The organism is Phytomonospora sp. NPDC050363, from assembly GCF_040655735.1.
In the GTDB taxonomy this organism is placed as follows: domain Bacteria; phylum Actinomycetota; class Actinomycetes; order Mycobacteriales; family Micromonosporaceae; genus Phytomonospora.
Genome location: NZ_JBFAKK010000004.1, coordinates 243,788 through 266,593, shown reverse-complemented (window position 1 = coordinate 266,593; position 22,806 = coordinate 243,788). Strand labels below are relative to the sequence as shown.

The 22,806-nt window shown below is 65.8% G+C and carries 38 protein-coding genes; 4 read left to right on the top strand and 34 right to left on the bottom strand.

The window, feature by feature from the left end:
• Positions 1–19: 19 nt before the first annotated feature.
• The 32 genes from AB0I28_RS12420 to AB0I28_RS12265 all read right to left on the bottom strand — a co-directional run bounded on the left by AB0I28_RS12420 (position 20) and on the right by AB0I28_RS12265 (position 14,786).
• Positions 20–652 carry a DNA cytosine methyltransferase gene (locus AB0I28_RS12420; RefSeq protein ID WP_357492499.1) on the bottom strand — a complete coding sequence of 211 codons (633 nt, stop codon included), beginning with the start codon at positions 650–652 and terminating at the stop codon, positions 20–22.
• The gene (locus tag AB0I28_RS12415) at positions 649–918 is read right to left on the bottom strand and encodes a hypothetical protein (protein WP_357492497.1); all 270 of its coding nucleotides are present in this window, start codon (positions 916–918) and stop codon (positions 649–651) included. Before AB0I28_RS12415 ends, AB0I28_RS12420 begins: the two co-directional genes overlap by 4 nt.
• Positions 915–2,555: an AAA family ATPase gene (locus AB0I28_RS12410; protein WP_357492495.1), complete on the bottom strand. Its 1,641-nt coding sequence runs from the start codon at positions 2,553–2,555 to the stop codon at positions 915–917. Before AB0I28_RS12410 ends, AB0I28_RS12415 begins: the two co-directional genes overlap by 4 nt.
• Positions 2,552–3,316, bottom strand: coding sequence for a hypothetical protein (locus AB0I28_RS12405; protein ID WP_357492492.1), 765 nt, complete (start codon positions 3,314–3,316; stop codon positions 2,552–2,554). Before AB0I28_RS12405 ends, AB0I28_RS12410 begins: the two co-directional genes overlap by 4 nt.
• 32 nt (positions 3,317–3,348) lie before the next feature.
• The gene (locus AB0I28_RS12400) at positions 3,349–3,621 is read right to left on the bottom strand and encodes a hypothetical protein (RefSeq protein WP_357492490.1); all 273 of its coding nucleotides are present in this window, start codon (positions 3,619–3,621) and stop codon (positions 3,349–3,351) included.
• Between the two features lie 181 nt (positions 3,622–3,802).
• Positions 3,803–4,246: a hypothetical protein gene (locus AB0I28_RS12395; RefSeq protein WP_357492488.1), complete on the bottom strand. Its 444-nt coding sequence runs from the start codon at positions 4,244–4,246 to the stop codon at positions 3,803–3,805.
• A complete protein-coding gene (locus AB0I28_RS12390; RefSeq protein WP_357492486.1) occupies positions 4,243–4,587 on the bottom strand; it encodes a helix-turn-helix transcriptional regulator in 345 nt (114 codons plus the stop codon). Before AB0I28_RS12390 ends, AB0I28_RS12395 begins: the two co-directional genes overlap by 4 nt.
• Positions 4,584–5,171, bottom strand: coding sequence for a helix-turn-helix domain-containing protein (locus AB0I28_RS12385; protein ID WP_357492484.1), 588 nt, complete (start codon positions 5,169–5,171; stop codon positions 4,584–4,586). The genes AB0I28_RS12390 and AB0I28_RS12385 overlap by 4 nt, the downstream gene beginning before the upstream one ends.
• Entirely contained in the window at positions 5,168–5,371 is a 204-nt protein-coding gene (locus AB0I28_RS12380; protein ID WP_357492482.1) for a helix-turn-helix transcriptional regulator, read from the bottom strand. The genes AB0I28_RS12385 and AB0I28_RS12380 overlap by 4 nt, the downstream gene beginning before the upstream one ends.
• Positions 5,368–5,571 carry a helix-turn-helix transcriptional regulator gene (locus tag AB0I28_RS12375; protein WP_357492480.1) on the bottom strand — a complete coding sequence of 68 codons (204 nt, stop codon included), beginning with the start codon at positions 5,569–5,571 and terminating at the stop codon, positions 5,368–5,370. Before AB0I28_RS12375 ends, AB0I28_RS12380 begins: the two co-directional genes overlap by 4 nt.
• Positions 5,568–5,897 (bottom strand): DUF4326 domain-containing protein, encoded by a 330-nt coding sequence (locus AB0I28_RS12370; RefSeq protein WP_357492478.1) that lies wholly within the window; start codon positions 5,895–5,897, stop codon positions 5,568–5,570. Before AB0I28_RS12370 ends, AB0I28_RS12375 begins: the two co-directional genes overlap by 4 nt.
• Positions 5,897–6,235, bottom strand: coding sequence for a hypothetical protein (locus tag AB0I28_RS12365; RefSeq protein WP_357492476.1), 339 nt, complete (start codon positions 6,233–6,235; stop codon positions 5,897–5,899). Before AB0I28_RS12365 ends, AB0I28_RS12370 begins: the two co-directional genes overlap by 1 nt.
• A complete protein-coding gene (locus AB0I28_RS12360) occupies positions 6,235–6,849 on the bottom strand; it encodes a hypothetical protein (RefSeq protein WP_357492474.1) in 615 nt (204 codons plus the stop codon). The genes AB0I28_RS12365 and AB0I28_RS12360 overlap by 1 nt, the downstream gene beginning before the upstream one ends.
• On the bottom strand, positions 6,842–7,096 hold the full coding sequence (locus AB0I28_RS12355) for a hypothetical protein (RefSeq protein WP_357492472.1): 255 nt from the start codon (positions 7,094–7,096) through the stop codon (positions 6,842–6,844). The genes AB0I28_RS12360 and AB0I28_RS12355 overlap by 8 nt, the downstream gene beginning before the upstream one ends.
• Positions 7,089–7,301 carry a hypothetical protein gene (locus tag AB0I28_RS12350; protein ID WP_357492470.1) on the bottom strand — a complete coding sequence of 71 codons (213 nt, stop codon included), beginning with the start codon at positions 7,299–7,301 and terminating at the stop codon, positions 7,089–7,091. Before AB0I28_RS12350 ends, AB0I28_RS12355 begins: the two co-directional genes overlap by 8 nt.
• Positions 7,302–7,399: 98 nt before the next feature.
• On the bottom strand, positions 7,400–7,732 hold the full coding sequence (locus AB0I28_RS12345; protein WP_357492468.1) for a hypothetical protein: 333 nt from the start codon (positions 7,730–7,732) through the stop codon (positions 7,400–7,402).
• The gene (locus AB0I28_RS12340) at positions 7,729–7,944 is read right to left on the bottom strand and encodes a hypothetical protein (RefSeq protein WP_357492466.1); all 216 of its coding nucleotides are present in this window, start codon (positions 7,942–7,944) and stop codon (positions 7,729–7,731) included. Before AB0I28_RS12340 ends, AB0I28_RS12345 begins: the two co-directional genes overlap by 4 nt.
• Positions 7,941–8,381, bottom strand: a complete 441-nt coding sequence (locus AB0I28_RS12335; RefSeq protein ID WP_357492464.1) for a hypothetical protein — start codon at positions 8,379–8,381, stop codon at positions 7,941–7,943. Before AB0I28_RS12335 ends, AB0I28_RS12340 begins: the two co-directional genes overlap by 4 nt.
• Positions 8,382–8,401: 20 nt before the next feature.
• Positions 8,402–8,929, bottom strand: a complete 528-nt coding sequence (locus AB0I28_RS12330) for an HNH endonuclease signature motif containing protein (RefSeq protein WP_357492462.1) — start codon at positions 8,927–8,929, stop codon at positions 8,402–8,404.
• Entirely contained in the window at positions 8,929–9,177 is a 249-nt protein-coding gene (locus AB0I28_RS12325; protein ID WP_357492460.1) for a hypothetical protein, read from the bottom strand. Before AB0I28_RS12325 ends, AB0I28_RS12330 begins: the two co-directional genes overlap by 1 nt.
• Positions 9,174–9,638, bottom strand: coding sequence for a hypothetical protein (locus AB0I28_RS12320; protein ID WP_357492458.1), 465 nt, complete (start codon positions 9,636–9,638; stop codon positions 9,174–9,176). The genes AB0I28_RS12325 and AB0I28_RS12320 overlap by 4 nt, the downstream gene beginning before the upstream one ends.
• Positions 9,635–9,991: a hypothetical protein gene (locus AB0I28_RS12315; protein WP_357492456.1), complete on the bottom strand. Its 357-nt coding sequence runs from the start codon at positions 9,989–9,991 to the stop codon at positions 9,635–9,637. Before AB0I28_RS12315 ends, AB0I28_RS12320 begins: the two co-directional genes overlap by 4 nt.
• A complete protein-coding gene (locus AB0I28_RS12310; protein ID WP_357492454.1) occupies positions 9,988–10,650 on the bottom strand; it encodes a Rad52/Rad22 family DNA repair protein in 663 nt (220 codons plus the stop codon). Before AB0I28_RS12310 ends, AB0I28_RS12315 begins: the two co-directional genes overlap by 4 nt.
• Positions 10,644–10,817: a hypothetical protein gene (locus AB0I28_RS12305; protein WP_357492452.1), complete on the bottom strand. Its 174-nt coding sequence runs from the start codon at positions 10,815–10,817 to the stop codon at positions 10,644–10,646. The genes AB0I28_RS12310 and AB0I28_RS12305 overlap by 7 nt, the downstream gene beginning before the upstream one ends.
• A 174-nt stretch (positions 10,818–10,991) precedes the next feature.
• A complete protein-coding gene (locus AB0I28_RS12300) occupies positions 10,992–12,059 on the bottom strand; it encodes a hypothetical protein (RefSeq protein ID WP_357492450.1) in 1,068 nt (355 codons plus the stop codon).
• 64 nt (positions 12,060–12,123) lie between these two features.
• Positions 12,124–12,615: a hypothetical protein gene (locus AB0I28_RS12295; protein WP_357492448.1), complete on the bottom strand. Its 492-nt coding sequence runs from the start codon at positions 12,613–12,615 to the stop codon at positions 12,124–12,126.
• Complete coding sequence (locus tag AB0I28_RS12290; protein ID WP_357492446.1) at positions 12,612–12,803, bottom strand: hypothetical protein; 192 nt, start codon at positions 12,801–12,803, stop codon at positions 12,612–12,614. Before AB0I28_RS12290 ends, AB0I28_RS12295 begins: the two co-directional genes overlap by 4 nt.
• A gap of 322 nt (positions 12,804–13,125) precedes the next feature.
• Entirely contained in the window at positions 13,126–13,329 is a 204-nt protein-coding gene (locus tag AB0I28_RS12285; protein ID WP_357492444.1) for a hypothetical protein, read from the bottom strand.
• Positions 13,326–13,610 carry a hypothetical protein gene (locus AB0I28_RS12280; RefSeq protein WP_357492442.1) on the bottom strand — a complete coding sequence of 95 codons (285 nt, stop codon included), beginning with the start codon at positions 13,608–13,610 and terminating at the stop codon, positions 13,326–13,328. Before AB0I28_RS12280 ends, AB0I28_RS12285 begins: the two co-directional genes overlap by 4 nt.
• The gene (locus AB0I28_RS12275) at positions 13,607–13,840 is read right to left on the bottom strand and encodes a hypothetical protein (RefSeq protein ID WP_357492440.1); all 234 of its coding nucleotides are present in this window, start codon (positions 13,838–13,840) and stop codon (positions 13,607–13,609) included. The genes AB0I28_RS12280 and AB0I28_RS12275 overlap by 4 nt, the downstream gene beginning before the upstream one ends.
• Positions 13,837–14,124 (bottom strand): hypothetical protein, encoded by a 288-nt coding sequence (locus tag AB0I28_RS12270; protein ID WP_357492438.1) that lies wholly within the window; start codon positions 14,122–14,124, stop codon positions 13,837–13,839. The genes AB0I28_RS12275 and AB0I28_RS12270 overlap by 4 nt, the downstream gene beginning before the upstream one ends.
• A gap of 260 nt (positions 14,125–14,384) precedes the next feature.
• Positions 14,385–14,786 carry a hypothetical protein gene (locus tag AB0I28_RS12265; protein WP_357492436.1) on the bottom strand — a complete coding sequence of 134 codons (402 nt, stop codon included), beginning with the start codon at positions 14,784–14,786 and terminating at the stop codon, positions 14,385–14,387.
• 1,049 nt (positions 14,787–15,835) lie between these two features.
• On the opposite strand from AB0I28_RS12265, the gene AB0I28_RS12260 reads away from it, so the two are divergent.
• Together AB0I28_RS12260 and AB0I28_RS12255 are read left to right on the top strand one after the other, a co-directional pair.
• Positions 15,836–16,411, top strand: a complete 576-nt coding sequence (locus AB0I28_RS12260) for a hypothetical protein (protein ID WP_357492434.1) — start codon at positions 15,836–15,838, stop codon at positions 16,409–16,411.
• 138 nt (positions 16,412–16,549) lie between these two features.
• Positions 16,550–17,062 carry a hypothetical protein gene (locus AB0I28_RS12255; RefSeq protein WP_357492432.1) on the top strand — a complete coding sequence of 171 codons (513 nt, stop codon included), beginning with the start codon at positions 16,550–16,552 and terminating at the stop codon, positions 17,060–17,062.
• Here the strand turns inward: AB0I28_RS12255 and AB0I28_RS12250 are convergent.
• Together AB0I28_RS12250 and AB0I28_RS12245 are read right to left on the bottom strand one after the other, a co-directional pair.
• Positions 17,056–18,486 carry a recombinase family protein gene (locus tag AB0I28_RS12250; protein ID WP_357492430.1) on the bottom strand — a complete coding sequence of 477 codons (1,431 nt, stop codon included), beginning with the start codon at positions 18,484–18,486 and terminating at the stop codon, positions 17,056–17,058. The genes AB0I28_RS12255 and AB0I28_RS12250 overlap by 7 nt on opposite strands.
• A gap of 16 nt (positions 18,487–18,502) precedes the next feature.
• Positions 18,503–19,285 (bottom strand): carbohydrate binding domain-containing protein, encoded by a 783-nt coding sequence (locus AB0I28_RS12245; protein ID WP_357492428.1) that lies wholly within the window; start codon positions 19,283–19,285, stop codon positions 18,503–18,505.
• Between the two features lie 210 nt (positions 19,286–19,495).
• Here AB0I28_RS12245 and AB0I28_RS12240 point away from each other — a divergent pair, with 210 nt between their 5' ends.
• Both AB0I28_RS12240 and AB0I28_RS12235 read left to right on the top strand, forming a co-directional pair.
• The gene (locus tag AB0I28_RS12240; protein ID WP_357492425.1) at positions 19,496–22,279 is read left to right on the top strand and encodes an FG-GAP and VCBS repeat-containing protein; all 2,784 of its coding nucleotides are present in this window, start codon (positions 19,496–19,498) and stop codon (positions 22,277–22,279) included.
• 136 nt (positions 22,280–22,415) lie between these two features.
• Complete coding sequence (locus AB0I28_RS12235) at positions 22,416–22,778, top strand: nuclear transport factor 2 family protein (RefSeq protein ID WP_357492423.1); 363 nt, start codon at positions 22,416–22,418, stop codon at positions 22,776–22,778.
• Positions 22,779–22,806 lie beyond the last annotated feature (28 nt).

Here is a 22,806-nt window from a genome sequence, read left to right as displayed (position 1 = left end):
ACGGGGATGCTCACACGGATCACCGGGACACCCACTCAAGGAGTTGGCGGCCGATCCACTCCGCGTACGCCGGCGGAATCGCCTCACGCAGGCCCTCACGCGACGCCCACGGCATCCCCATGTCCTCACGCACCAGAGACACCCCACTGAAGTTGCCGACAGCGTGATAGAAATCCCGGTCCGTCAAAGCCCGGCCCATCTTCACCGTCCGCACCGAATGGAACGGATGCGCCGGCACGTCCAAGGCGAACCCGCCACCCGTCTCAAACAACCGGTGCCGGTACGTCCTCAAACCGAACATGACCCCGCACAGCATCACCGGGTCGACCAGTTCCGGCCGGGCCTCTTCCACGTTCTCGATCACCCACGGACGGCCCGTCGCGATCAGAGCCTCACGGGCCGGGGCGATCAGCTTCGGATGCTCCCGGCCCATGATCCGCTGCGCCTTCGAATGCGCTTGGCACGGCGGAGACGCACTGATCGCATCGAACTCGTGGCCGTGGGCCTTCACGTACTCGATCGCGTCGGCCTGAACGAACATGTACGGGTAGCGGGGTTGCGGGTCGATATCGACGCCCGTCACATCCCAGCCCGCCTGGGCATAGCCGGCGGACGCACCGCCCTGGCAGCAAAACAGGTCCAGGAGTCTCACGGTCCCTCCCCGGCGTTGATGTCCACCTGTCCGTTCACGGTGTGCTCCGCGACGAAGCCGCCCAACACCGCGCGCTCGAACGCCGGTAGAGGACGCAGATCCTCGCGGGCCGGCCGGCAGTGCAGGCACCCATCCGGGTCAACACGCCACGACACGAGAGGGTTCGGGTCGACCAGCTCCCCAAGCTCCTGAAGGAGGTTGATGAGGCGGGCATGCTGGTCCGCAGTCAGGTCATGGAGGTTGATAGCGAACTCGTGACAGGTCACGGCTGGGTTCCTTTCGAGAGGGCAGCAGCGGACAGGCGGGGATCCACGACAGGTCCCACATGTCTCGGGTCAGCAGGGACACCGAAGGACGGCTTCCATGGCCAGTCACCCGGATCCCCGTAGGTCAGGTACGAAGGCCAGGCGCGGTCATCGCGAGCGCCACGCCACGGCTCGACCCGCATATCAATCGGGCGGCCACCTAGGCGGCGTTCACCTTCGGGGCGCAGACCGAACCCGAACTCAGGCCACCGCAGCAACAGACTCGAACCCGCCGGACGCAGTGACCGGACCTGACCTGCCGGGCCGTGCCCCGCGTGGGCCTCGGTGATCAATGCGCAATCGACTGCGGTGCGAACCTGGTCCAGAACCGACACGACCTGGCGCGCCGGCAACTCGTCATTGATGTTGGCGCTGTGCAAGCGATAGAAGGGGCCGAGAAACAACACGTCCGGGCGTGTAGCCATCACGCGTTCCATGAGCCATGCACGGTCGGTGGGCTTGGTGAGGTCGATGCCTTCGGGCCGGTGCAGGAGCCTCAACATTCCTGGGGGGAACCGCCGGCCCTGCTTCACCACGATCTCGGCGAGCTTCCGGTACCTGCGGCGCGACTGGCGTTCGGAGTTCTCGCAGTCGATGACGAGGACTCTCACGGGCTTGATCGTCTCGGTGTGAAAGAACGGGTTCACCCCCGCAGCGAGGGTCACCGCGAGCTGAGTCATCAGGACCGACTTCCCGCCACCCTCGGGCCCGGTGAGGATCAACCTGTCCCCACGCTCAAGGACGTTGGGAACGAGCCAGTTGTACGGCTCGTCGGCTTGATGGATGAAGTCCCAGAAGTCCATTGCTAGTTCGGGCTTGGGTGGTTCCTCGCTGGTGCGGGTCTGCACGAACTGGTGCAGCCCGAGACCCGCTCCCAGGTGGTCTGCGGCGTCTTTGCCTTCGGCGGCTTCGAGGATCTGCATGGAGTCAGCGACATCAACCAGCGAGTCCCACACTTGCCGGGCGTGTGCCTGCCCGGGCTTGTCCTTGTCGGCGACGATCACAATCACCGCGTCACGTAGGTGCTCGGTGTAGGCCGTCTTCCACTTCCCGGCACCACCAGGCGAGCACGTGGCGACCATCCCAGCGGTTTCGAGTGCGTGAACGTCTTTCTCGCCCTCGACGATCCAGACTTGGCGGCCTTCCTCTACGGCCTTGATGACCTGCTGAAGGCGGTACAGGACCCGGCGCGTGTCACCGAGCGACCAACGCCAGCCCTTCTTTGACGCGGCGTCGGGTACCCGCTGCCGGAACTCCTTCGCGGCGGTTCGGCACACCTGGAACAGGAGTCTCCCGTCTTCGTCGCGGTAGTCGTAGATCGCGATGGCCGGGCCGGCGGGGGTCCAGTCGTCAACATTGGAGGGCTTGTCCTCCTTCGGGTTGGACAGGTCCGCCCATGTGAGCCCGAACTCGGCAAGGACCGCATCTGAGGTGCATCCCGCGTGGCAGTAGAAGACGACGGGCTGGTCTTTGCCGGGTCCGACCGCGAGGGATGCTTTGCTGTCTTCGTGTGCGGGGCAGCGGGCCATGTAGCCAGCACCGGACGCCTTGACGTTGTCGAGGGCGGGGATGATCAGTTCGTGGAGGACGTCCCTCATGCCGCTTCGCTCCCCCACAGGTCGGAGCGTTGGGCCGGTGCTGTGGCCCAGATGTCGACTTGCACGGGCGGTGCTGGCTGGTCGTCCTCGTCTTCCCAGCGGCGACCGTTGATCCAGCCTTGCGGCATTTTGATGCTCTTGTACTCGGTGCGGTTGCTGCGCATCCTGACGGCGTAGCGGCGTATGCCTTCGATGATCACGGCGGGGTCGGTCTTGGGGATCGGTTCGCCTTCGTACTCGCCGGTTCCGTTGATGGCGTTGCGCCATGCGCCGCGTGCTTCGGTCTTGCCCTGCTTACGTGGAACGAGTGACCAGAACTCCAGCCACTGCGGATCGTCGTCGCCTGGCTTCTTCACGCGCTTCTTTGCAGGAGGCTTCGCTTCTTCAGTCGCCTTCGTCTGCGTAGCGGATGAAGAAGAAGTACCTGTTCCCCTGTTCCCCTGTTCCCCTGTTCCAGGCAAGACCTCTCGCGAATCCTCGCGAATGTTCCCGTCGTGCTCGCGAATGACGGAGTCCTTGTAGTTCATCGTGCCGTCTGGCCTGGGGAAACGCCCCTTCAGTGGCTTGTCGACGCGCTGGGTTGAATCCCAGAAGGAGATGTACAGCAGAGCAGTGCCCGCAGCGTCGTAACGCCACAGCAAACCGGCGATATGAAGCTCGGAAATGGCTTCGGACACTCTCGCGAGGATTCGCGAAGGTTCGCGAACGAGGTCCCGTTGGAACAGATCGCCGACGATGAGGGCGATGTCGTCCTTGCCCACGCCGTTGTCGTCGACGAAGGATTCAAGGCCCTTCAGGACCAGTCGGGCGTCCCACGAGACGGACGCGATCCGCTCAGAGCGCCAGAACTCCGGCTTCGTTGACCTGATCCGCATAAGGACACCTCCCCGTTAAGCGCCTGGTGGACGATCGGGAAGAACACGTCCGTCACGACGGTCACGAACTCCTGATCCGACAGGTCAGGGTTGAGCTGGCGAGCCGATGCCACGAGGTCGATGAGGGCAGACACGGCAACGGACTTGTCTGCCGCGTACTGGCTGAGCAGGTTCTTCAGTTCGGGGCTCATAGCCTTGTCCTCTTTCGCTGGGGCTTGGACGTGATGTGCCAGCCCATGCCGTTGGGGCAGCGGTAGTACCGGATGGGTTGGTCGCTTCGCTGGGTGCAGCGGATCGCGACTCGGGCGACGATCTGGAACGTCGCGTACGCCTTCTTCTTGCACGCCTTGCAGGTGGCGCTGCCTTTCCGTCTCACGTCTCACCGCCTGCTTCGAGGCGTGTGATGACGCGCATGATCGAGGTCTTCTGGATCGCGGACAGGGCCTCGGCGTACGACCAGAGCCGCACGTTCCACGCTCCGTCGGAGTTGTCGGCCCACGTGGAGTGCTCGTCACGATCCCCGTGGGGAAGCTTCAGAACCTCAATCGCATGGAGTGCCCAGTCGGTGAGGGCTTCTTCAAGGAACGCCAGTTCGCCTTCCAGGGCGACGGCGACGGTCCTCGCGCGTTCGAGGTCTGCGTCTCGCTCAATGGCCTGCCCGATGTCGCCGATCGCTTCGACCGCCATGAGGCGCATCTCCGCGTCGATCTCCTTGTTCGCGGCCCGCAGCTGGTCCCGTTCCACGCTCAGCCGGCGGATGACCTCCAGGGCCGCTTCTAGGGTCTGCGGCTGGTCGATGTAGTCCTGATAGGTCACGACTGGGCCTTCTTCCTCAGGTAGATCGCACTAGCCCTCTCGGCCGCCGCTGTCCGCGCGCAACGCTTGCTACAGAAACGAGTCCGGGGAGGCGACACAGGGCGACACTCGCAGGACCCGCACATGCGGGCAGGAGGGGACTTGCGGGCCGAGTCCGGAACGACCGTCAACCTCAGGCCCAGTGCAGCGGTCCACTTCTCCAGGCCCAGGAAACCGGGAACCTCATCACCGGACTCCCAGCGTCGGATTTGGCCATTCCCGACCCCCGCGATGCGCCCGAGTTCGGTGCCTGAGATGCCGCGCCGTTCGCGGGCCAGGCGGAGTGCGTCGATGATGTTCACGCGGCGACCGCCCTCAAGTGGCGTCGATCCCGGCGGGCCGCGATCTTGCACTCCGGGGTGCAGTACGCGCGGGGACGGTCATCCCTCGCCCGCCCGAAATACGAGTGGCACCACGAGCACGTCGACACCAGATCCGCGAGCCTTAGACCTGCCCCTGTCCACCAGGAAAGGAGGTCTCTCCGTGTCGACTCGGGTGGGATACAAGCGGCGGCGAGGACGAGCATCGACACGAGGTCCGCTTTCGTTCGCCCCGTGAGGCGCCGGTGAACAACGGTGAGGTCTTCGTCGTGGATCTCGATAGCGGCAGCGAACACGGCACCAAGGAGGCGTTCGGCGCGCTGGTCAGGGTCGTCGTCGACGCGGGGTCTGAGAGCGTCACGGGCGTCTGGACTGGCAGGGGCGATCTCGACACCGAGGAACGCGGCCCACTTCACGAGCCGGTCGAGGGAGGGCATGTGTCGCCCCGTTTCCCAGTCCCGCAGGCTCGTGGGTGTGACACCCAACGCGTTGGCGGTGTCTTTGGCGAGGATGCCTTTCTGGACCCTGACGGCGCGGAGGGCGTTGAGGAGTTCAGAGACGTTCACTGGTCACCTCCTATCTGGACGTGAAGGTCAAGGACGTCGGCCCATTCGCAGAGCCGGTCGATCGTGAGGTTCCGGTTCGACTGCTCCCACTGAGAGACACAGCCCTGAGTCACACCCAGACGCGACGCGAGGTCCCGTTGAGACATGCCCCTTCGCCGGCGAGCGGTGATGAGTGCGCCGATCAGGTACTCGCGGGTCATGACGCACCGGGCCATTCGAGGACGACACCCACGGTTTCGGCGTAGATCCTGAGTGACCTGTCGGGGATGGGTTTCCGGCCGCGTTCCCAGTGGGAGACCAGGGGCACTGATTCGCCGGTCGCCTCGGCGATGACTCTCTGCGGGATGCCGAGTTCGTTGCGGCGCTTAGCGAGCAGGCACACGGCTTCGTAGCGGGTCACGGGGTGCCTCCCGCAGCGATCTCCAGGAGGACATCCGCGTGGCACGGCTGGTCCAGCGGGCACCAACATGCAAGATCCCTACCGCCCAGATCCGAGCGGATTTGCTCGTGCAGGTCGACGCGTGCTGCGAGGTAGCGGCGGAACATGGCGACCGCTGAGTCACGGGAGGACCCCATAACGCCCATCACCAGTTCGCCGTTCTCTGCGAACCTAAACAGGCCACCTGGAACGAACGGGTTTCCCCAGCCTGCGGGCCGACCGACATACTTCGCATCAGTGGGCATGCGCCACCCTTTGGTGCGCTTCCTCTGGATTCGCTTCGCCATCACACCGCCACCTCCAGCTTGAGGTCAGCGGCGTACAGGTCGATCAAGCCGTCCAGGGAGCCCTGCGCCGGGTCCGGTTCAGGCTCGGGAACCGGGGTGTCCCAGCCGCGATCCTCAACGAATTCCGTGCACGTGTACCCGTCCCCGTCACGAACCCATTCGGTGGGTGTGCGGCCTTCGCAGGCAACGAACGCGATCGGGCAGCCACCGTCGATGTAGAGGCTCCGGTCGTGGCCGCAGCGTTCACACCAGGACGGGACCCACCGTTCGTGTGAGGAGCCGTTGGGAAACGGGGGCCTGTCCGAAGAGGTCGCGAGGATCGCGTCGTACGGGCGCATCACGCACCCCCGTCCAGTGCGGCACGGGTGGGGCGGGCAGCGGCGCAGCTTCCGCCTAGCGGGTCGTCCTCACAAGGCGACCCGTGCCCAGAGTGCTCGGTGCACGCTCCAGCCACAGCAAGCGCTTCGTCGCGCTCTCGCTTGTAACGTCGCGCCTCGGTGGCCAGCTTGCGAGCCATGGACATCAGTCGCTGCACCTCCGCTTCGGCCGCCTCCGGCGCGGCGTGCTCGGCGGCGAGCGCGGTCTCCATCGGGCGCAGGCGGGTGATCTCGGCGCGCACCTGGTCCCGCTGCTCACGCAGGGCGTCGGCGCCGTCCACCTGGACCTCGTAGTCCCGGCGCAGCTCGGCCAGCTCCGCCGCGAGGCCTTCGCCCCACGCGAGCAGGGCGGCCACGTCGGCCTGCGACTGCTTGAGCTGAGCGTCTACGCGCTCTCCGGGATGTCCGGCCCAGGTCTTGTCAGGCGCCTCGGCAGCCCGCTCGCGGATCGCGTCGAGGTCGGGGGGCATGGTCGGAGCAGGCTGCATGCACTCGGCGCTGCACCCGGTCACTCCGGGGATGTCGCTCGCGCCGCACCCGCAGACGAGGTCGGGGGTCATGGGGGTGTCAGGCATCGGGGTCTCCGTCCTCGGCGAGCGCGACGATCAGCGCGGCTTCGTCAGCAGCAGTGACTTCGGTCAGCGGGCCGTACCGGTACACCAGCTCAGGCCAGAGCAGCGGCCCATCAACGAGGCTGTTCCAGTGGTCCATGGGTTCGGCATCGGTGCCGCCATGGCCACGTGTCCACCGGTAGTTGTCGTCGTCGTAGACGCCCCACACGTTCCGGTCGGGCTCTGCGGGTGTCGCCCACTGCTTAGGCATCGGCCTTCTCCTCTTCGTCGTCGTCAGTGAAGGGCGCCTCAAGGTCCACGACGTCGAGGTACTCGCGCAGTGCCCGGAGGTCAGCCAGGTCGTGAAGCTCGGCGGATATGAGCGCATCGAGGGTGTCGACGACGTCGCCTTGCACGTGCCCGTCGGTCGAGCAGCACAGAGCCCGGCCAACACGGCGGACCTTCGCGGCACTCACACGTGCCGCTTCGGCCTCTCGCTGACGGCACGCTTCGCACGGGTCAGCGAGAGTCGGGCACCAGTTACCGCACCCGGGAGTCGAGCAGAGTCCAGCCATCACATGTCCTCTGCTTCCCACGGGCTAGCCGCGATCCGATTCGCCTCAACCTGAACCCGGAGGGCCACGCACTCTCTGCGCATCTGCTCCAGATCCGTTTCCGCCCGGACCTGAGCGGCACGGGCACGAATAACTAGTTCCTCGGCACCTTCCTCAACGATCTCCGCGAGGAGTTCACGCGACGCCAGAACGGCCTTGAGGCATTCGATGGGCCCCCATGTACCGAGGTCGTAGCCGGAGCCGGCGAACGCCGTCAGGAGGTCACTCAGGAACTGCTGGAACTGTTCAGGTGTTGTGGGGCGGTTCCACTGGTCGACATCAAGAGTCGTCACTTGTCCATCGCCTCCGAGATCTCGCCCCACAGGAGTTTCAGGAACAGCGCGGCCGATGCGGTGGCCGTGATGAGTACCGAGTCCCAGTACCCGAGAGTCGGTAGGTTGTGGACCCATTCGCCGCGCAGGACACCGACCGTGAGCATGAACGTCCATGCCCCGGAGAGGATCGCCAGCGGAAGGAGAACGAGGATCCGAATTGCAGTGGTCATGCTGCACTCTCCACAGTGGGGGTTAGATCGGTGATGGTGAGCTGGACTTTCCCGAACGACAAGACGTCGCCCAGCGGGATCTCATCCAGGACGATGTGAGGCCCGGACAGGTGCTTCGGTGTGTCGTTCGGGATGACACCCCAACCCGGTGCCTCAACCCGCTTCAAGCGGCCCTGTTTGTCTTTCGACACACGCGACTTGTCGGGGCCGAGCGCATCGACAATCGGCTTCAAAGTCAGCTCATAGTTGGAGGTGTCCCTGTCCCGAGCGGTCGTGAAGTACAAGACCGCGTCGACACGGATCCGCTCCAACCCCTGAGGCAAGTGATTCACTCGCGCCAGCAGGAAAGCACTCGACCGCCACGCTTTCGTACGTCGAGCCTTCTCCCACCGCGACAGACGGTCATTCGAGTTCATGAACGGGGCGGGAGCGTTCATCCATAGAGTCCACTGGTCCATCACGCGGCCTCTTCCGTGTACGTCTCTTCCGCCTCAACGAGGCCCGACGCGGACTCGGCCGCCGCCGCGAGCTTGTCCGCGTGATACGCGAAGAGCCGTTCGATCACACTCGGAGACGCCTGCTGGAACCGCCCGTCCAGGACTGTGACCCGCTCATGCGGGTGATCCGGTCCCTCAGTCCCGTCCGCGTACAGGTACACCCACCGGTACTCCCCGAGGGCAGCAACACTGATAGCGGTCCGCTCAGGGTCGTCGTACTGGTGCACCAGGAACCCGTCGTGGTAACTGACTTCCCGCTGCGACTCGACATTCGCGTGACACACCGCATCGAGGAGGACCAGGTTGGACGGGTAGTTCGTTTCGGGCCGGCGAGTCCCACCGATGCCCCTCGGGCGGCGGTGGTGCAGGACCCAGTCCCGGCCGCGTTCCCCGTACACCTCGCACCCACAGCGGCGACAGATCCGGTTGTCGCGCTTGAGGACCAGTTCGACCGTCGCCGGGGTCGGTCCGGTGTTGCGGCGGGCCATCACTGCGGGCCCCCATCCCGGGTCATGTACAACGCGTTCGAAGCGAAACTCTTGAGCTGGGCGTCGGCGCCGTCCGTGGAGTCCGTGTCGGACACCGTGTATGTCGCGAGGTCATGCCACGCGGACATGTGCCGGTCGATCGTGATCAGCCCGCCCGGGTGCCACTTGTCGTCAGCACACAGGAGGCACTTGTGCATCGGGTGCTGGTTGGCCCGGTTGTCGCCGGTGCGTTTCGGTGTGAACGTCATGACCCGCCCCCGATCTCGGGGAGACCGTGCTGGGCCATCAGTTCGGACATGAGGGCCTTGCCCTCACTGGAGCCCCGGACACTCACGTACGGGCGGCCCTGCGTCATCTCCACACCCGGCACGACCTCACCCGAGGACGGGTCGACAGGTTCGCCGGCAGTCGTGCAAGCAGAGAGGAGACGTGTCTTGAAGTCGGGGTTGATGACTCGCACCATCTCGGACGGGTGGTTCTCCTCCACCCACGCGAGGAACGCTTTCTCGTCAGCGATGTACGCGGACGTCCGTCCCTGCGCGTACGTGACGATTCCCAGCTTCATGCCAGCCGAGTCTTTGACCGTCGACCGGTCAGTACCCGACTCGATGAACTGCTGCTCGATCTCCTGCTTCCCGGACTTGGCGACCTTCTCGTACTCAGCGGCAGCGAGGCTGGCGACCAAGACGGTCTTCGCTAGTTCCTTCATGTCTGGTGGACTCCGTTCAGGGAAAGCTCAGCGCGGATCGCAGCCGAGTAGGACCGGCCCACTTCGATGCGAGTCTTGATGGCGTCGATGCGCCTACGGAGGTGCCTCACGAGAGCGTCAGCGACATCGGCGTTCACGCGTTCCTGCGCGGTCTCGATGACAGCCGTGTGCTTCCGGATGTCCATCGCGCCCGTGGCTTCAAGGAACGCCCGGGAGAACGCGATATCGAACGTGGACCGCTTGTCGACAGAGTCAAGGTCGGCTTTCTCCAGTTGGGAGACGGTCGTGTCGAGTTCGCGGGAGAGGGACGCGAGCTGGAGGACCACTTCGTTCGCGGTCGACGGGGCGGTCATATCCCAAGCTCCTTACCGCGAGCCTCAATGTGCCCACGGAGCTGGCTCGCCTTGTCCTCAGCGATGACCCCGTAGTCCCGGAGGACCCGCAGTTCACTCCACGTCGCTTTCAGGACGTCACCACTGTCGGAGTCGAGGACCCGGTTGAACAGGCGCTCAGCGACCGACTCGGGCCCCACGAGGGTCTTCTTCACCACGGGCAACTGGGAGCCGTTGTTGTAGAGGGACAGACCGAACTGGTCACCGAGGTTCACTGCGCACCGCTTCAACGCCTGCGACTCAGCGGTCTTCACGGCGTTGTCGTGAGCGTCCCCGAGGTTCGGTTGGTTCATCGACGCACCAGATGCGGCTTCATCCCAGTGCGCGATCGGGGCCCCATCGGGGGTTTTCACGATCAGCCTCAGTGAGACGGTGTAGATCACCGAGTGCGCGAGGTACGTGCCTTGCCCGTCCTTCTTCGGCTTACTCGTTGACGACTCGTGGACCAGCTTGCATTCCAGCATTTCCTGGTCGTAGCCACCGAGCCCGAAGATGTGGATGAGGTGCCGGCGAACGTCCCACGCTTCGAGGTGGGCCATGCCTTTGAGGGTCTGGACGCGCCCGGAGTCGATGCGCTCCAAGAGAGCGGCGTGTTGTTCGAGGGTGAGTCCGTTCACCACGGCCAGTCCTTCGGGTCGAGGTCGCGATTAGTGGTCCAGTACTCAGCGTCAGGAATCGCAGTCCGCTCGCGGCGGCGCTTGATGACCTCGGTGATCACGTCGCGCGTGAACTCTTCGAACACCTCGTCATAGATCTGCATGACCGCTTCGGTCCGCGCGTCATCCATTGGTCTTCCCCTTCGCGAGTCCGAGCCGGTAGGCGTCCTCCACCATCTGGCGTACGAGGTCGTCACGGGCGGCTGTACTGATTGCCTGCGCGGCCCAGCCAGCCTGAAACCGTTGCGAGCAGAGGAGATGCCATTCCGCTGTGGACAGGCACGGTCGGGGATCGGTGTCAGCCATCAGATGTGGCAATCCACGACGACGACCCATGCCTCAGGGTCGAGACCATCGAGATAGGTGTTCACGGCGATTCGGTACGCTTCTTTCTCGCCCGGACCCTCGGACGACATCCCGAACCAGCCCATGCGGCCAGGAGCGACCCATTCACGGTCGAGAGTGATCAGCGCATAGCCGGGGACAGCGGCCCGCCGGGCTTGGAGGATGTACTCCTCACGGCCACTGAAGAACTCCTCAACCGGGCAACCCCAGCTGTCCAGTTCCTTCCGCGCCAAGGCCACACGAGGCTGAGCCGAGTGCTCGGTACGCGCCTCCGTGATGGGCATCCCCATCTCTACGAGGGAGCTGAACTCGCTCCACGACCTCGCCGGCGGAGTCTTCTCACAGATCCGGTCCCACACGTCGAACCGCTCGGCTGCTGCGGTGGCGTCCTTGTCGCGCTGGGCGTCGAGGTCCAAGAGCCCTCGCATGCCACCGTCACAGGTGACACCGGTTCCGAACTGGTCCGGGGCGGTGGAACCGAACGCACCGGGACGGCCGTGGATGAGAGCAGAAGCGTCGGTGCCCTGTGTGGCAACGAAGTACTTGTGCCACCTGCCTCCGATGCTCCACCAGTCCCATTTGGACTCAGGGTTGTACGTCGTGAGGGTGTAGGCACGGTCGCTGTCAGCGTCGTAGTAGAGGCGAGAGGACTCCTCCGAGCTGTATCGCTCGGTATAGAGCTTGGCGACGGTCTCCCACGTCGGCTTCTCGCCGAGATGGAACGACCAGTCCGCTTCCTTGACAAGGTCGGCCCGCTGTTCATCAGCCGTCAGCGTCGACGCAGCCGTGGACCATCCGAGAAGGTTCGGGTCGTACGGCTTGATGCCCGTACCGTCTCGCAGATCCTGCACGGCCTGGCGGACCGACTTGACCCACCAGAACTCCTCAGGTCCGCCGTCCTCGTATTCGCGGTAGGGCTCGACTTCAGTGTTCTCGTCATAGGGGGCGAGGATTTCGCCGATGGTGTCTTCGACCTTGTCGTGAGCGGTGCCCTTTGGCAGCGTCACAAGAACGGTGAAGTGACTCACTGTGTCTCCTTGTTGTGGGGGCGGTCCAACGAACCAGGAAGGACCGCCCGGATGAAGGGAAAGCTCATTGGGTTTCGGAGTCGAAGTAGGCGCACACGATCTCGTCGAACTGATCCGCGTCGTCGTAGTCCATTTCCCAGCCGATGTCCGGATGGAAGGGACCGTGAGCGTCCTCAACAGCCGTCCAGATGCATTCCAGGCACAGGCAGTCGACGGGGCACGGTTCTGCGATGGCGTCCCGGATCCGCTGATTCGCGGCCTCCAGCTCGGTGGCAGACAGTTCGAGTTCCCCGGCCCTTGCGGTCAGGGCCCGTGCCTCATCGATCAGGTACCTGTCAGCGGGTGTCGTGACTCCCGCCGGCAGGGTCGCGTAGTGGCAGGAGTCGCAGCCACAGTCCAGTGAGGGGATGTGTGCGGGGCTGAGGACCATCCCCGCGTACCCGGCACGCCCCAGATCGCTGAGGTAGGTGAGGATCCGTTTCCGGCCGATGCAGGCCAGGAGGAGCGCGGCTCCACCGATCCCGGAAGCGGCAATGACCCAAGCGTCAGGAGTCACGATTCACCGTCCTCGGTGTAGTCGCTGACATCCGCCTCGATCGGGCGGCGGGAGAACATCCCCACCAGACCGACCCCGAGGATCGCGGTACCGATCGAGAACACCAGCACCCACCCGGCGTGGTCACCGAGCCACTGCCACATCGCCGTCCCGTACCAGGACGTGACACCGTTCAGGAGGTCATCCACGGCGTGCCTCCTCTGTGAGGTCTCGAATGGTTTGGCCGATAGCGGGACCCGCGTACCTGACCGCGATGAGAAGGACAGCCGCAGCAACGACACCCACGGCGCCTGTGGCGATGAGGAGAGCGCTACGCATGACGGCGCACCTCCCGAATCGCTTGCTCGTAGAGAGAAGGACTGTTCGGGGTCTGGCGGTTCGCGGCCTGCTCGTCCTTGACTCGGAACCAGAACGCGGCTTTCCACGTCGATCCGCGACGGGCGACAAGCACGAGAGCGGCAGTAAGGAGCAGAGACAGGGGCACGAGAACCGCGACCCACGCGTGCGCGTTCACGACGTCACCGCCCGGTGCCGACCCTCGTACTCGACGACCTCAGGGGCAGGGGCAGTCAGCTTCGACTGGATCCACCTGATGGCACGCTCCGCAGGAGACGGACCCTCACCCAGACCCAGGCACGCCGGATCGATCAGCGCGGCGAGAGCGACCGTGACACCGAAGCAGAACGCGACGAAGCCGATCAGGTAGAGAGTCACGCCGCACCACCAATGTGGTCCTCGGTGACCCTGTTGCGGATCGTGCGAATGTCGGACTCCCATGCCGACAGGATCAGCACCCAGCGGCCATCGACCTCGCCCATGAACTGGACCTTCGGCTCGAAGGCACGCGTTTCCGTGGTTGTCGTAGCGAACATTTCGCGCATGCCTGTCTGCATGGCGTTCGGCCACGACACCTGGTGAGCCCAAATGGTCTCGACGTGCCCCGACGCCCACGTAATTTCGTAGGCCGTCATGGGGACGTTTTCGTAGATGCTCACGCCGCCACCTCCGTCAGGTGCGCGTCGCAGTACTCCATGTCCACGGCTTCGCGGCAGCCCACGAAGAAGCAGAGACCCGCCTCAGCCTTGAGAATCAACATCGCGTGCCCTGTGGTCTGCTGACGCGCAGCAGCCCCAGCGATCTCCACCTGGAGTCGCGAACGAACCGCCCGCCGGGTCTCCTGTGTTGCTGCCACGTACTGGCTCTCAGCCAGCTCCACGGGGGTCATGACGCACCATCCACAGGCCAGCCCTTGACACGCAGGTACTGCACGATGTGATCCGCATCCGGGTGCCACACGTCCACCAGCCGACCCCCGTGAGGAGTGAGCGCCACGACGTGACCCGTGACCCGCTCCAGGCCGAGCCAGTAGCCGGCGCCGGTCGTCCACGTCTTCATGCCGTCGGTGTCAGTCCGGTTGGGGCAGTGCTGGAGCTGGTCGTGGAGGACCGCGTCCAACGTGTCGATGTACCGGTCCCACATGGAGTACGTGACCGTCGTCGGGCTACTCACCGGATCCACCACCCGTGTACGCGGACACAACGACACGGACACCATCGAGGCGGCACGACGCGATAACCCGCGTACCGAGCACACTCGGGGCCGTCACGACCCGCCCGGCCCATGCCTGCGCGTACGCCTCAACCTGCGAGACGTTCGAGGCCCGGCCGGTGATGTGACCGGCGTGCCCGTGGCGGTGGGTGTGCGACGCGAACTCGATCTCGGGGAGCCCGTCGATGCGGGACCATGCCTGCGTGTAGGCGACCATCGCGTCACTCACTGGACTCACCGAGCCCGTACCCGAGAACGCCCCAGATCACTGAGGCGGGTGCGCCAGCGATGACGAGACCCGACGCCTCGTACTCCCTGAGTCCCGAGCTCGGGTCACCGTGGGGCCTCTCGCCCACCCCGGCGTCCGGGCTGTGGAACGCTTCCGCGTACTCGTCGACGATCGCGCGGACCTTGTCGTCCGGTGTCGCGGCCTCGACGTGGCCGATCAGGTAGTCGCCCCCGCCGGGTCGCTGTTCGAGGCTCCACGAGATGCCTTTGAACGGGAGACCGTCGGCGTGCATGAGGGCTTCCATGTACTTCGTTACGGCCGCGTTGGCGGCGACGTCCGCGATGTAACGCGCACGGGCCAGTAGTGCGGGAGTGTTGCTAGGCTGGCGTTGCATGATCTTTCCTTTCGCTGGAGTGGATCTGTGCTTCTCGGCCTCGGTGTTCGCTCACCGGGGCCGAACTTGGCTCCCAGACCCGCCGCAGTACCTCTTCGCCGGGTACGGCAGGTCCGGGACGTCTAGTGGGGCCGATGCCGTGCCCAACAGCACCGGCCCCGTGTGCGGGAGCGCAGCCTCACAACCGCGCGTCAACCGCTGTGGCTGACCGGAAACCCCTGGATCCGGTCTGCCGACCCGCCTGCCCAAGGCGGGGGCTTAGGTGGGGCCGTCTGCGTCTCAAACGGCCCCAGAGCACGACTCACGCCACGAGATGTTGTGCCCTTGCGTAGAGGGGTGGACGGCGCTGCGCCTCGTAGGGCGCAGGAGGGTGCCGACCACCCCCGTTTGTGGGGACCGCCTGCGGAAGACAGGCGGTCCCGGCCCAGACGGGGAGCACGGAAGGGAAAAGGGAGACAAAAAGCTCCCGCGCTCAACCCGCCTTACCCGGTTGCCGCCGGGGGGCTTTAGGGGTTCATTTCCACTGTGGAGTTGTGATCCCGGCCGGGTGGGGAGGGAAGACCCGACCGGGAAGATCAAGCGGCGCGAACGTTCCGGAACAGGCTGAGGACCTTGTCCGCGATGTCATCAGGGACGGAAGCCTTCGCAACCGCTTCCCGGATCGAGGCCGCACGAGCATCTGCCTCGGACGGGTTCGGGGTGCCGGGATTGGGTCGCGGTCCAGCAGGACCAGATGGATGGGTCACTCCCCCACCTCCGTGAATGTGTGCCGGTAACGGGCCAGTTCGTTCGCTTCGACGTACGTCCGCCCCTCGTGCCGTGTGAGGACCAGGCGCCCACCTCGGGCGTGGTCGTAAACGGTCTTGGGGTGGCGGCGGACCTGTTGCGCCACCGCTGTGATGGGCCACAGGATCAGTGGGGTTCCGTCGTCGGAACTTGTCACTACGTACGTTCCGCTCATGGAACGAAGTTAGCACGTTCCGTAGACGGAACCAGATAGTCCGAACGGAGGATATTTCGTTACACCGTTCGAACGTTAGGCTGCCCTCATGAGACAGGTCATCTACAGCGATCCGGACCGTTCCGGCAGGCAGAAGCCGTCGTTCCGTCAGCGGGAACAAACTCGCAGATGGGGACGGCGTTCCATGTTTGGAACGTATCGTTGCAACGTGGCGAACCGCGACAGCCTCAGCGACGACGTACGCCGAGCCCAGCTCAAAACCTGGCTCGACAGCGTCTGGCTGCACTTCAAAAAGGCCGAAGGCTGGGGCAAGCTCAAGACCATCGCGCAGTCCAAGGTCGGGCGCACAACGGTGCACGGCTGGGAAGTCCCCTGGGACAGCCCCAACGGCCGCAAACCCACCATGGACAAGATGATGCAGTTCTGCGCGACGTTGAAGATCGACGCGTCACGGCCGTTCGAGGTCATGGGCTGGACCACCAAGACCGAAGGCACGAAAGTCGACGAGCCGGCCGACACACCGGCCATGCGGACGATCAAGTACAAGCTCGCTCACCCCGAGCTTGACGATCGTGAGCGCTACTACCTCGGCGAGGAACTGGATCGACTAGCCGCACGCCCCTTGAAGGCTGGCGAGTCCATTCAGGTCGTACACGAGTCCTAAGTGGCTCATGGAGCACCCCGGCTCGTTGATCGGAAGTAGCCGATCATCCTATTTCAGTAAGTGACCGCTCCCCATAGAGTCGGGTATCCGACCCAGGGCTACGGACGGACACCACCCACTCACATGGGGGAGCACATAATGCTGGAATCCACCCCGCTGTTCACAGTCCGTAAGCCCCGCGAAGCTGCGATAGCACTCATCACCAGTTGCTTCGGCCTAGCCTTCGCCGTCGCGGTCTTCTACTCCACGACCGGACGCGCAGCGATCGAACCCGTCCTACTGACCCTCCTCGGATCCTGCATCATCACCGCCGTGAACCTCACCTGCTGGTACAAGTCCCGCAAAGCCAACGCCGGTGAGCACCGATTCATCCTCCACCGGCAGGAACGCATCCTCGACGTCGTCGACGAACTCCGTGGGGAGATCAGGGGGCTTCGTGTCCTCGTTGAGCAGGCTGACCACAAGGGCTGTGCCCTCCAGGAGGGGCAGAACCAGATCATGGCCGCGATCTGCGCCGTGTCAGGGAAACTCGATGCCCTAGACGACGGTGACACGGGCAGCACTGACTGGCAGTCTCGTGCAGAGGCGTTCCAGGCGGAGCTAGCGGGCCGCGTCAACGGCCGCAACTTGCACATCGTCCGGAGTCAGTGAGCCCACTCGTACTTGAGCCGCCGCCAGTCGAAACTCGTGTGCTTCCCCTTGTGCTCCGACGGCAACAGACTCATTCCCTTGAACAGCCACGTCACGATCGCGTGGCGCTGCGGAACATCCATGTCGTCCCAACACTCCCGCAGCTCCCGGCCCGGCTGGACTAGGGCACGAAGAGGCGGAGGAGTTGTCAGATCTTGCAGACGCTCCTTCGCCGCTTCAATCTGCGGGAGGTACACCTCTTCCATCTCCGCGAGCCCCACGGGCGACAGCCGCCGCTGCTTCGCCAGGGCGTAGTACTGGTCCATTTCTGCCTTGAGAGCTTCCAGCTCCCCCTCAACGGCCAGGATCACGCCCTCAGCTTTCGGGGTCGTGAGCTTCCGGTACTGCTCCGGCTGCCCCACCCACTCCAGGATCAGGTCCCGGACATAGTCGTCCACCCACTCCTGATTGCTCGCGACACAACGTGGGGGGCAGGCGTAGGTGGGGCGTTGCTGCCTCTTCGACCGGTCCAAGCGCTGCACGGTCTCACCGCACACACCGCACGTCATCCAGTACGTGAGGAGATGCCGCCGCCGGCCAGGTCGGGTGGTCTTCCGTTTCGGGTCGTCGAGGATCTTGTTGACGGTGTACCACTGGGCGGGCGGGATGATGGGTTCCCACTGGCCGTCGTACATGACTCCCTTGTAGAACCGCTTCCCCATGTACACGGGGTTCCGGGCGGTCTGGAGGATCGATGTGCGCCGGAACCTCGCCCCGGACTCCGAGAGGATTCCGCGTGTCGCGAAGTCCTCTTCGATGCGGCTCAACGGGATGAGCTGTTCGATCTGGTCGAAGATTTCCTTGATGACGGGTGCGTACGCCGATGGGCGCTGCTCAAGGAGTGCCTTGGTCTTGGGGTCGTAGATCCGTTCGTAGCCTTGCGGCCAGGCACCGTCGGGGATCCCGGAGATTGCCCGGTCAGCTTTGTCGCGCCCCACACGCTTCGAGGTCATCTCGACTTCGTAGGCGGCGTCAATGCCTTCGTTGGCGAGGATCTTCCAGTCCCTGGGGATCCTCGGGTCGTAGGACCGTTCGTGGCTGATGACGTAGATGACGATCTCGTTCTCGCGGCAGAGGTCGAGGAACGTCAACCACTCAACGGGCCTGCGGCTGCCTCGGGAGCACTCCCACAGGATCCAGATCTGGACCTCAGCGTTTGTGGTGAGTTCGATGAGGCGGTCCCAGTCTTCACGTTTATCCGTGGAGAATCGGGACGCTGCGCGGCCGTCGTCGCCTTCGAGGCGGTACGTGAGGTTCCAGCCTTCGTCTTGGCTGACTGTTTCGCCGGCGCTGAGCTGCTGGGGGACGGAGGCGCTTTTGCCTTTGCGGTTGTCGCTGACGCGGCCGTAGATGCCTGCGATGGGTGGGGTGTCGTAGAGCTTCACTCCACCATGGTAGGGGTTAGCGTTTAGCTTTACCGGTGTTGGGGCAGCCCGGCGTCGTGGCGTTCACCGCGGCCGACTTCGCCGACTCGCCGTTGGCGTTGTAGGCCGCCACCGAGTAGGAGTGCGAGGAACAGGCGAGCAGTCCGTCCACAGTGGCCGAAGTGCCCGCGACGGTCTTGACGACGCCGGCGCCCTCGTAGACGCGGTAACCGGTGACCGTTCCGCTCGGCGCCGCCCAGGAAAGCGCGACCGACGTGTTGGTGACGGTGCCGATCGTCGGGGTTCCCGGGACGCCGGGCGCGCCCGGCTGCGGGTTGCCGCCCGGGCCGTCGAGGTTGACGTCGTCGGCGTAGTAGGTCCCCTGGCCGTACCAGCCGTGCAGGAACACCTCGGCCGTCGTCTGGCTCGCGCCGGTGGTGAAGGCGACGGTGAGCAGCGTGTACGCCGAGGCCGACGGGGTCCACGTCGAGGCGCCGCCGGTGACGCCCAGGTAGACGTAGTTGCCGCGCACCCACGCCGAGAGCGTGTAGGCGGTGTTCGGTACGACCGTCACCGACTGGGAGCACTTCGCCTGGTCGGAGGAGCTCGCGGCCGCGGCGAGGGCCTTCGTGCCCGTGCGCACGGGGGTCGACACGACGCTCCCGCTGCCACCGGAGCAGACCCACGGGGGCACCGAGCCGGTCTCGAAGCCGGGATTGGCGAGGATGTTGGCCGCGCTCGCGGTGCCGGGGACGGCGAGCAGGGCGGCGATGAGGATCAGGGGGACGAGGGCCGCGCGCAGGCGGGGTAAGTGCTGCACCGGGGGCTCCTTGGGAGGACACTGGCCGGAAATTTAACTGTTAAGACACTATCAGTTAAGCGTGGGCGGTGTCACTGAACGAAAGCGGGCAAGGCCGCTCGCCGTCCATAAGGGACACCGAAGCGAGGGTCGCCGCTGTTAGAGTTGCCGGGATTTCCCGGGACACGCCCATGTCCATGCCCACGCCCACTCTCACCACAGGGAAAGCCCATGAGCAAACGGCTGCGCGCCCATGCCCTCGCGACCGCCCTCTTCGTCTCCGGCGTCACCTTCGCCGTCTCGTCACCGGCGGCCGCCGACCAGCCCGTCACCTATCCCGACATCTCCACGCCGATGCCGGAGGGCTACATCTCCGACCTGGTCGTCGACGACACCCACCGCCAGATCTTCATCTCGATGAAGCAGCCCGACGCCGTCCTCGTCGCCGGCTTCGACGGAGTCATCACCGACACGATCACCGGTATCACCACACCGTGGAATCTGGCGATCGACGACGACGACTCGACGGTCTACGTCGTCCAGGGCGGCTTCTACAGTGGCTTCGGCGCGCTCGCGACCATCGACACCCAGACCCATGAGGTCGCCGATGTCGCGATGCCCGAGGACCACTGCCCCGACGGCGTGACCTTCACCGGCGGCAAGGTCTGGTACTCCTACCTGCTCTGCGACGGCTTCTACGAGGGCTCCCTCGGCAGCTATGATCCCGCGACCGGAGTCTTCACCGGAGCCGAGATCTTCGGAGAGTCCGGCGAGGTCACGGCCATGCCGGGCCGCCCGGACCGCGTGCTCCAGCTCGACCAGTGGACCAGCGACGGCCGCTTCCGCGTCTTCGACGTCTCCTCGGGCACGCCCGTCGAGGTCGCGTCGGTGGAGAAGCCGTACTGCCACGACGCCGCCCTGATCGCCGCCGGGAACCAGATGGTCAGCGGATGCGAGTACCCGCGCGGCCCGCTCGACGTCCGCAACACCGCCGACCTCTCGCCGGCCACTCCGATCGACATCGGCCAGGCGAGCGGTCCCGTGACGTCGACGGACGACGGACGATTCCTGGCCGCGGCCTTCGAGGACCCCGACACCACCGAGGCCAAGATCGCCGTGCTCGACGTCGAACATGGCGCACCCGGCGAACCGATCCGCCGCTTCGCCTTCCCCGACTACGACGCCCAGGTGGTCTCGTCATCCCTGGAGTTCGCCGCCGACGGCACCCTGTTCGCCGTCACCAGCGACCACTACAGCGGCACGCCTGATCTCCTTCGTGTCTTCGACGACGCGACCAAGTTCGCCACGTTCATCACCGTCGAGGCTCCCGAGCACATCTTGCCCGGAGACGTCGTGCACGCCACCGGAGCGCTGTCCGGCGGTCCGGGGACGGCGACCCTCCTGACGCTGAGCCGCACCGACAGGGCCGGCGTCCACGCCATGGGCGAGGTCCCGGTCGCCGCCGACGGCACGTTCTCCTTCGAGCACGATCCAGTGATCCCCGGCCCGGTCTCCTACACTCTCACCTGGCCCGGGGACGACGCCCGCGGCACCTCGAACACGACGGTCGCCGTGCACGTGAAACCGCTGCCGTTCGACGTCGACGGCGACGGCGACGCCGACCTGGTCGTCGGCGCACCGGGCGAGGACGTCGACGGCGCCGCCGACTCCGGCCTCTTCCATGTCCTGCCCGGCGGCCCCACCGGTGTGACCGGCGCCGGAAGCACCGCCTACGACCAGCGCGACCGGGCGTACCCCGACGAGAACACGACCGGCGACCGGCTCGGCCACGCGAACGCCAGCGGCGACTTCGACCGGGACGGCTACGCCGACGTGGTGGTCGCCGTTCCCGGTGAGGACTACTCCCAACCGGACGCCGGCGGTCTGGTCGTCTACTTCGGATCCGCGAGCGGTCTGCGGGCCGACACCGCATACGCCATGTCCTCCGGCCACGGCAACACGTCCTTCGCGCGCTCGCTCGCCGTCGGGGACTTCAACGGCGACGCCCATGACGACCTGGCCGTCGGCCGGCCCGACCAGTACTCCGGTTACACGCACGTGTTCTTCGGCTCCGAGGCCGGTCTGCGCAACATCGACTACGGCGTCGACTACGTCGTCCTCTACCAGGGCAGCGACGATGTGCCCGGCTCCCGGGCCGACGGGGACGGTTTCGGCCACTCCCTCGCGGCCGGCGACGTCAACGGCGACGGTCGCGACGACCTCGCGATCGGTGCCGTCGGCGACGCCGAGGAGACCGGGCTCCCCACCGGCTCGGTGACCGTCCTCTATGGCTCGGCGGACGGTCCCACCGGTGTCGGCGCCCAGCGTTTCACGAAGGAGACACCGGGCGTCCCGGGCAGTGCCGGCGGCTTCGACCCCGCGACGGGCGACGCCCCCGACACCTTCGGCAACGACGTCGAACTCGCCGACCTCAACGGCGACGGCAGTGCCGACCTCGCCGTCGCCGCGGCCGGTGCGGCGGCCGACGGCCGACGTGACGCCGGAACGGTGACGGTCCTGTACTCCGACGGCACCGCCATCGCGACGACCGGCGCCGTCGAGGTCACCCAGTCCACCTCCGGCGTTCCCGGCTCACCCAGGTCCGAAGACCGGTTCGGCGGCACCATCACCGCCGGTGACGCCGACGGGGACAGCCGAGCAGAACTGGTGGTGTACAGCCCGGGCGACACCCGCGTCACGGTCATTCCGGGCGGCCCCGGCGGCCTGGCCTTCGCGAAGGCGAAAGGCTGGACGCAGAACACCTCCGGCGTCCCCGGCGACACCGAGGCAGGCGACGACTGGGGCGGCGCGCTTCGCTTCGCCGACCTCAAGGGCGACGGCCACCTCGCGCTCGTCGTCGGCGCCGCCGGGGAGAACGTCGGCGAGGGCATGGTCACCGTCATCTACGCCGGCCCTCACGGCCTGACCGCCTCCGGGTCGAAGACCTTCGACCAGGACTCCCTCGGCGTTCCCGGCGACTCCGAAAGCGACGACCGCTTCGGCGCTCTCGGCTGATGTCGCGACGGCGGCGGGCGCGGATGCCCCCACCCGCCGCCGTCGAGACCTCCACCACACATCCGGATCCGCCGAAACGGGTACTCCTCCCCGATCCGGCCCGCGATGATGGGTGCCGGCGACGAGAGGACCGAGTGTGCACACCGAGAAGGAACTGACCGACCTGGAGCAGCGCGGCTGGCAGGCCCTGTCGACCGCCTCCACCGCGACCGCCTTCTACCGCGACGTCCTCCACGAGGACGCCGTCATGCTCTTCCCCGGTGGGATGCGGCTCGCCGGACGCGAGGAGATCCTCTCCACAATGGACGCGCCGCCGTGGGAGTCCTACGCGCTGACCGAACTGGCGGTCAGCCTGCCGGCCGACGGCGTGGGCGTCGTCGACTACGTCGTGGGCGCCGTGCGGGGCGGGAAACCCTACGCGGCCTTGGTGAGTAGCCACTACATCGAGCGCGACGGGAAGTGGCTGCTGTACTTCCACCAGCACACGCCGAAGGAGTAGACGGGGCCGCCGACGGGTAACCGGCGAA